The organism is Suipraeoptans intestinalis (genome assembly GCF_009696485.1).
In the GTDB taxonomy this organism is placed as follows: Bacteria; Bacillota; Clostridia; order Lachnospirales; family Lachnospiraceae; genus Suipraeoptans; species Suipraeoptans intestinalis.
The window spans coordinates 1-7,099 of sequence record NZ_VULY01000017.1 but is presented as its reverse complement, the minus strand read 5'-3'; the positions used below and the strand labels follow the sequence as shown (position 1 = coordinate 7,099).

The window sequence follows — 7,099 nt, the reverse complement described above, 5'->3', positions numbered from 1 at the left end:
AAGAGGATGGAAAGCTGGATCTGAGCATCCGGAAAAAAGCATTTTTGCAGATGGAGGACGATGCAAAGCTTTTGCTGGAAAAGCTGAAAGAAAGAGGAGGAAGCCTTCCGTTTACCGATAAGGCAGATCCCGATCGGATCCGACGGGAAACAGGGCTGAGCAAAAACGGGTTTAAGCGTGCGGTGGGCGCCTGATGAAAGAAAAACAGGTGAAGATCCTGGAGCACTCTATCGTACTGGAAAAGGAATCATAATCGTACTTTCCCGGATTCCAAAGCAAGGCTGTCGGGAATTGGGAAAACAGTAGCAAAAACCGGCAACATAGAGTATAATGAAAGCCAGAGGATGCAACCCGGCTTCCGAGAGGAAGGCCCCGGCTGCAGAAAAGGTTTTGGAGGCAGCAGGCACGGAGGCTGCCGGGCAGGACAGAAGATATTTTAAGAGAAAGAAAAGGAGAAAACAGAGCATGAAAGTACAGAACATTACAGATATTGAAGGATTTTTTAAAGTGGTAGACAGCTGTAAAGGAAAGGTAGAGCTGGTAACCGGCGAAGGCGACCGTCTGAACCTGAAATCCAAGCTGTCACAGTTTGTATCCATGGCAAATATTTTTCTAACGGAGAGATCCCGGAGCTGGAGATCGTGGCTCACGAGCCGGAAGATATTGATAAGCTGGTCAGCTTCAATGATCAACGGCTAGGGAAGCGGATTAGAGGCGAGTAGGGAAGCTGCCCGCGCCCAAAGGCTCAGACACGAAAAACGGTGTACAGATCATATACAGATAAAAAGATTTCCAGGAGAGTGTGGGACTTCCGCCAGAAAAGGCAGAGGCTTCACACTTTTTTGAATGTATGACGGGATTTTAGGGGAAGTATGCTTCCGGGGTGTTCCAAAGGAGAGGAGATGGTGTATAATAGAAAAAAAGCTGCGTGGTCTCTGGGAACCTTCGGAGTCGGATGGCTGCGCGCAAAAAACAGAGGATTAACACCAAATGAAGGATTTCTAGCAGATAGAATCATCAGACAGAAAAGAGGAAAGCTATGGGATTTGCACACCTTCACGTCCATACAGAGTACAGCCTGCTGGACGGTTCCAATAAAATCAAAGAATGTATTGCAAGAGTGAAAGAACTGGGCATGAACAGCGTGGCCATTACCGACCACGGAGTCATGTTCGGAGTCATTGATTTCTATAAGGCGGCCAAAAGGAAGGAATTCACCCGGTCCTGGGCTGTGAAGTCTACGTGGCGCCCGGATCCAGATTTGACAAGGAGATTGGCGGAGGAGAAGACCGGTATCACCATCTGGTGCTTCTGGCAGAGACACAGGAGGGCTATCATAACCTGATGAAGATCGTTTCCAGGGGATTTACGGAAGGGTATTACTACAAGCCCAGAGTAGATCTGGAGGTGCTGCAGCGATTCCATAAAGGGATCATTTCCCTGAGCGCGTGTCTGGCGGAGAGGTGCAGAAAAACCTTTTGCGGGGGATGTATGAAGAGGCAAAAAAGGCCGCCCTCCGTTACCGGGACATTTTTGGGGAGGACAATTTCTTCCTGGAGCTGCAGGATCACGGACTGCCTCAGCAAAAACAGGTAAATCAGGCACTTTTGAGATTGTCCCAGGATGCAGGGATCCCGCTGGTGGCCACCAACGATGTGCATTATACCTATGCGGAGGATGAAAAACCTCACGATATGCTGCTTTGTATCCAGACAGGGAAAAAGCTGTCTGATGAGAACCGGATGCGGTACGAAGGCGGACAGTACTACATCAAATCAGAAAAAGATATGCGGGAACTGTTTCCTTATGCGCTGGAGGCGATTGAAAATACTCAGAAAATCGCAGATCGGTGTCAGGTGGAGATCCAGTTTGGACAGATGCATCTGCCGAAATATGCGGTGCCGGATCAGGAAGAGGCAGCCCCCTACCTTCGAAGGCTGTGCCGGGAAGGGCTGAAAAGGAGATATCCATCAGCCCGGGAAGAACAGTGGAACATGCTGGAAGAGAGACTTCTGTTCGAGCTGTCTACCATCGAGTCCATGGGATATGTGGATTATTTCCTGATCGTGTGGGATTTTATTAAATATGCAAGGGATCATCAGATCATGGTGGGACCGGGACGAGGCTCGGCGGCGGGAAGTCTGGTGTCCTACTGTCTTGGGATCACCAGTATTGACCCGGTCAAGTATCAGCTGCTGTTTGAGCGGTTCCTGAACCCGGAGCGGGTGTCTATGCCGGATATTGATATTGACTTCTGCTTTGAAAGACGGCAGGAGGTCATTGACTATGTGGTGGAGAAATACGGAGTAGACCGGGTAGTGCAGATCGCTACTTTCGGAACCATGGCGGCCAGGGGTGTGATCCGGGACGTGGGGCGGGTACAGGATCTTCCCTATGCGTTTGTGGACGGGATCGCCAAGATGATCCCCATGGAACTGAACATGACGCTGGAGAGGGCGCTGGTAGTCAATCCGGAATTGAAGCAAAGATACGATACGGAAGAGGAAGTCAGGGAGCTGCTGGATATGGCAAGACGTCTGGAAGGACTGCCCCGTCACACATCCATGCATGCAGCCGGCGTGGTGATCAGCCAGGAGCCTATTGAGGAATACGTGCCCCTCTCCCTGGGATCGGACGGTTCTGTTACGACGCAGTTTACGATGACGACTTTGGAAGAACTGGGACTTTTGAAAATGGATTTTCTGGGGCTTCGTACCCTGACGGTCATCCAGACCGCCGTCAGACTGGCAGAAAAAGCAGCGGACACCCGATTTCCCTGGATGAGATGGATTACAATGACAAGGATGTGCTGGCCTCTATCGGAACGGGAAGGACAGACGGGGTGTTCCAGCTGGAAAGTGCCGGAATGAAAAGCTTTATGAAGGAACTGCGTCCGAGAGCCTGGAGGACGTGATCGCAGGAATCTCTCTTTACCGGCCGGGGCCGATGGACTTTATCCCTCAATACATCAAAGGAAAAAATAATGCGGGAACCATTACCTATGACTGTCCACAGCTGAAGCCGATCCTGGAAGGGACGTATGGATGTATCGTCTACCAGGAGCAGGTTATGCAGATCGTAAGAGATCTGGCGGGCTACAGCCTGGGGCGGGAGCGATTTTGCTGCGTCCGTGCCATGTCCAAGAAAAAAGGGGACGTGATGCAAAAGGAGAGACAGAACTTTGTCTATGGGAATGAGAAGGAAGGAATTCCGGGCTGTATCGCCAATGGGATCCCGGAGCAGGTGGCAAACAAGATCTACGATGAAATGATCGACTTTGCCAAATATGCGTTCAACAAATCCCATGCGGCAGCCTATGCCGTAGTGTCCTATCAGACGGCGTGGCTGAAATATTATTATCCGGTGGAATTTATGGCGGCTCTTATGACGTCGGTGATCGACAACCCCAAGAAGGTATCGGAATATGTCTAACTGCCGCAGATGTTTGATTTTGCCGGCGGCTCAGAGCCGAGAGACTTTCGTGGGGGAAAGTGTATGTACGGCGATCAGAGTGTGGGGAGGCGGTGATGAGGCCATCATCGGGAGGCGGGAGGAAGGTTGACGCCGAAAAATTTTCACAGCCCCACACTTCTTTGTCCGAGCTCCCACCGACGTGATGATCCATCATCGTCGGCCCCGGAAGCCCCCTAAGATTCCGTGATCCGGGACGGTAATATTATTATGTTCCAGGCTCACGGCCCGGTCCTGAGGTTAGGACAGCCTACCGGCACTAGGCCCTCTGCGGCCGGCATGAGGATTTTGGCTTGAAACCAGCATACTTTGGCAAGCGTTCCCATCATTTCATCGTAGATCTTGTTTGCCCACCTGCCTCCGGGATCCCATTGGCGATACAGCCCGGAATTCCTTCCTTCTCATTCCCATAGACCAAAGTTCTGGTCCTCTCCCTTTTTGCCATCACGCTCCCCTTTTTTCCTTGGACATGGCACGACGCAGGCAAAATCGGCTCCGCGCCCCAGGGCTTGTAGCCCCGCCAGATCTCTTACCGATCTGCATAACCTGCTCCTGGTAGACGATACATCCATACGTCCCTTCCAGGATCGGCTTCAGCTGTGGACAGTCATAGGTAATGGTTCCCGCATTATTTTTTCCTTTGATGTATTGAGGATAAAGTCCATCGGCCCCGGCCGGTAAAGAGAGATTCCTGCGATCACGTCCTCCAGGCTCTCGGGACGCAGTTCCTTCATAAAGCTTTTCATTCCGGCCACTTTCCAGCTGGAACACCCGTCTGTCCTTCCCGTTCCGATAGAGGCCAGCACATCCTTGTCATTGTAATCCATCTCATCCAGGGAAATCGGGTTGTCCGCTGCTTTTTTCTGCCAGTCTGACGGCGGTCTGGATGACCGTCCAGGGTACGAAGCCCAGAAAATCCATTTTCAAAAGTCCCAGTTTCTTCCAAAGTCGTCATCGTAAACTGCGTCGTAACAGAACCGTCCGATCCAGGGAGAGGGGCACGTATTCCTCAATAGGCTCCTGGCTGATCACCACGCCGGCTGCATGCATGGATGTGTGACGGGGCAGTCCTTCCAGACGTCTTGCCATATCCAGCAGCTCCCTGACTTCCTCTTCCGTATCGTATCTTTGCTTCAATTCCGGATTGGACTACCAGCGCCCTCTCCAGCGTCATGTTCAGTTCCATGGGGATCATCTTGGCGATCCCGTCACAAACGCATAGGGAAGATCCTGTACCCGCCCACGTCCCGGATCACACCCCTGGGCCGCCATGGTTCCGAAAGTAGCGATCTGCACTACCCCGGTCTACTCCGTATTTCTCCACCACATAGTCAATGACCTCCTGCCGTCTTTCAAAGCAGAAGTCAATATCAATATCCGGCATAGACACCCGCTCCGGGTTCAGGAACCGCTCAAACAGCAGCTGATACTTGACCGGGTCAATACTGGTGATCCCAGACAGTAGGACACCAGACTTCCCGCCGCCGAGCCTCGTCCCGGGTCCCACCATGATCTGATGATCCCTTGCATATTTAATAAAATCCCACACGATCAGGAAATAATCCACATATCCCATGGACTCGATGGTAGACAGCTCGAACAGAAGTCTCTCTTCCAGCATGTTCCACTGTTCTTCCCGGGCTGATGGATATCTCCTTTCAGCCCTTCCCGGCACAGCCTTCGAAGGTAGGGGGCTGCCTCTTCCTGATCCGGCCACGCATATTTCGGCAGATGCATCTGTCCAAACTGGATCTCCACCTGACACCGATCTGCGATTTTCTGAGTATTTCAATCGCCTCCAGCGCATAAGGAAACAGTTCCCGCATATCTTTTTCTGATTTGATGGTAGTACTGTCCGCCTTCGTACCGCATCCGGTTCTCATCAGACAGCTTTTTCCCTGTCTGGATACAAAGCAGCATATCGTGAGGTTTTTCATCCTCCGCATAGGTATAATGCACATCGTTGGTGGCCACCAGCGGGATCCCTGCATCCTGGGACAATCTCAAAAAGTGCCTGATTTACCTGTTTTTGCTGAGGCAGTCCGTGATCCTGCAGCTCCAGGGAAGAAATTGTCCTCCCCAAAAAATGTCCCCGGTAACGGAGGGCGGCCTTTTTTGCCTCTTCATACATCCCCCGCAAAAGGTTTTTCTGCACCTCTCCGCCAGACACGCGCTCAGGGAAATGATCCCTTTATGGAATCGCTGCAGCACCTCCAGATCTACTCTGGGCTTGTAGTAATACCCTTCCGTAAATCCCCTGGAAACGATCTTCATCAGGTTTATGATAGCCCTCCTGTGTCTCTGCCAGAAGCACCAGATGGTGATACCGGTCTTCTCCTCCGCCAATCTCCTTGTCAAATCTGGATCCGGGCGCCACGTAGACTTCACAGCCCAGGACCGGGTGAATTCCTTCCTTTTTGGCCGCCTTATAGAAATCATATGACTCCGAACATGACTCCGTGGTCCGTAATGGCCACGCTGTTCATGCCAGTTCTTTTCACTCTTGCAATACATTCTTTGATTTTATTGGAACCGTCCAGCAGGCTGTACTCTGTATGGACGTGAAGGTGTGCAAATCCCATAGCTTTCCTCTTTTCTGTCTGATGATTCTATCTGCTAGAAATCCTTCATTTGGTGTTAATCCCTCTGTTTTTTGCGCGCAGCCATCCGACTCCGAAGGTTCCCAGAGACACGCAGCTTTTTTTCTATTTATACACCATCTCCTCTCCTTTGGAACACCCCCGGAAGCATACTTCCCCTAAAATCCCGTCTACATTCAAAAAAGTGTGAAGCCTCTGCCTTTTCTGGCGGAAGTCCCACACTCTCCTGGAAATCTTTTTTATCTGTATATGATCTGTACACCGTTTTTCGTGTCTGAGCCTTTGGGCGCGGGCCAGCTTCCCCTACTCGCCTCTAATCCGCTTCCCTAGCCGTTTGATCATGAAGCTGACAGCTTATCAATATCTTCCGGCTCGTGAGCCACGATCTCCAGCTCCGGATCTCTCCGTTAGAAAAAATATTTGCCATGGATACAAACTGTGACAGCTTGGATTTCAGGTTCAGACGGTCGCCTTCGCCGGTTACCAGCTCTACCTTTCCTTTACAGCTGTCTACCACTTTAAAAAATCCTTCAATATCTGTAATGTTCTGTACTTTCATGCTCTGTTTTCTCCTTTTCTTTCTCTTAAAATATCTTCTGTCCTGCCCGGCAGCCTCCGTGCCTGCTGCCTCCAAAACCTTTTCTGCAGCCGGGGCCTTCCTCTCGGAAGCCGGGTTGCATCCTCTGGCTTTCATTATACTCTATGTTGCCGGTTTTTGCTACTGTTTTCCCCAATTCCCGACAGCCTTGCTTTGGAATCCGGGAAAGTACGATTATGATTCCTTTTCCAGTACGATAGAGTGCTCCAGGATCTTCACCTGTTTTTCTTTCATCAGGCGGCCCACCGCACGCTTAAACCCGTTTTTGCTCAGCCCTGTTTCCCGTCGGATCCGATCGGGATCTGCCTTATCGGTAAACGGAAGGCTTCCTCCTCTTTCTTTCAGCTTTTCCAGCAAAAGCTTTGCATCGTCCTCCATCTGCAAAAATGCTTTTTTCCGGATGCTCAGATCCAGCTTTCCATCCTCCTTT

At 51.0% G+C, this 7,099-nt stretch carries 8 protein-coding genes and 5 pseudogenes; 4 read left to right on the top strand and 9 right to left on the bottom strand.

What is annotated here, in order from left to right; genetic code table 11:
- The 4 genes and pseudogenes from FYJ34_RS12665 to FYJ34_RS00725 form a co-directional block, all read left to right on the top strand.
- A pseudogene (locus FYJ34_RS12665) lies at positions 1-194 on the top strand (RNA-binding protein); the annotation flags it as partial.
- Between the two features lie 271 nt (positions 195-465).
- Positions 466-699: pseudogene (locus tag FYJ34_RS00735) on the top strand (polya polymerase).
- A 340-nt stretch (positions 700-1,039) separates the two neighbouring features.
- Positions 1,040-3,429: pseudogene (locus FYJ34_RS15120) on the top strand (DNA polymerase III subunit alpha); the annotation flags it as partial.
- Complete coding sequence (locus FYJ34_RS00725; RefSeq protein WP_154475349.1) at positions 3,425-3,562, top strand: hypothetical protein; 138 nt, start codon at positions 3,425-3,427, stop codon at positions 3,560-3,562. The pseudogene FYJ34_RS15120 and the gene FYJ34_RS00725, both read left to right, overlap by 5 nt.
- 353 nt (positions 3,563-3,915) lie before the next feature.
- Here the strand turns inward: FYJ34_RS00725 and FYJ34_RS15545 are convergent, their stop codons facing one another.
- The 9 genes and pseudogenes from FYJ34_RS15545 to FYJ34_RS12660 all read right to left on the bottom strand — a co-directional run.
- Positions 3,916-4,089 (bottom strand): hypothetical protein, encoded by a 174-nt coding sequence (locus FYJ34_RS15545; RefSeq protein WP_416389705.1) that lies wholly within the window; start codon positions 4,087-4,089, stop codon positions 3,916-3,918.
- Positions 4,065-4,298, bottom strand: a complete 234-nt coding sequence (locus FYJ34_RS15540; RefSeq protein ID WP_416389704.1) for a hypothetical protein — start codon at positions 4,296-4,298, stop codon at positions 4,065-4,067. The genes FYJ34_RS15545 and FYJ34_RS15540 overlap by 25 nt, the downstream gene beginning before the upstream one ends.
- Before the next feature lie 124 nt (positions 4,299-4,422).
- Positions 4,423-4,560 (bottom strand): hypothetical protein, encoded by a 138-nt coding sequence (locus FYJ34_RS15535; protein WP_416389703.1) that lies wholly within the window; start codon positions 4,558-4,560, stop codon positions 4,423-4,425.
- 163 nt (positions 4,561-4,723) lie between these two features.
- On the bottom strand, positions 4,724-5,092 hold the full coding sequence (locus FYJ34_RS15530) for a hypothetical protein (protein WP_416389702.1): 369 nt from the start codon (positions 5,090-5,092) through the stop codon (positions 4,724-4,726).
- A gap of 167 nt (positions 5,093-5,259) precedes the next feature.
- Positions 5,260-5,478: a hypothetical protein gene (locus tag FYJ34_RS15525; protein ID WP_330582477.1), complete on the bottom strand. Its 219-nt coding sequence runs from the start codon at positions 5,476-5,478 to the stop codon at positions 5,260-5,262.
- Positions 5,479-5,490: 12 nt separating this feature from the next.
- A complete protein-coding gene (locus FYJ34_RS15520; RefSeq protein WP_330582476.1) occupies positions 5,491-5,829 on the bottom strand; it encodes a PHP domain-containing protein in 339 nt (112 codons plus the stop codon).
- Positions 5,830-5,906: 77 nt separating this feature from the next.
- Entirely contained in the window at positions 5,907-6,053 is a 147-nt protein-coding gene (locus FYJ34_RS15515) for a PHP domain-containing protein (RefSeq protein ID WP_330582475.1), read from the bottom strand.
- Between the two features lie 356 nt (positions 6,054-6,409).
- Positions 6,410-6,630, bottom strand: a pseudogene (locus tag FYJ34_RS00715) (polya polymerase).
- 213 nt (positions 6,631-6,843) lie between these two features.
- Positions 6,844-7,099 (bottom strand): annotated as a pseudogene (locus FYJ34_RS12660) (RNA-binding protein); the annotation flags it as partial.

What these genes read in the sequence shown, in the direction of transcription:
- FYJ34_RS15515 (WP_330582475.1), bottom strand. Translation starts at nt 6,053, where the DNA reads ATGGGATTTGCACACCTTCACGTCCATACAGAGTACAGCCTGCTGGAC.
- FYJ34_RS15535 (WP_416389703.1), bottom strand. Translation starts at nt 4,560, where the DNA reads ATGGCAAGACGTCTGGAAGGACTGCCCCGTCACACATCCATGCATGCA.
- FYJ34_RS15540 (WP_416389704.1), bottom strand. Translation starts at nt 4,298, where the DNA reads ATGGATTACAATGACAAGGATGTGCTGGCCTCTATCGGAACGGGAAGG.
- FYJ34_RS15530 (WP_416389702.1), bottom strand. Translation starts at nt 5,092, where the DNA reads ATGCTGGAAGAGAGACTTCTGTTCGAGCTGTCTACCATCGAGTCCATG.
- FYJ34_RS00725 (WP_154475349.1), top strand. Translation starts at nt 3,425, where the DNA reads ATGTCTAACTGCCGCAGATGTTTGATTTTGCCGGCGGCTCAGAGCCGA.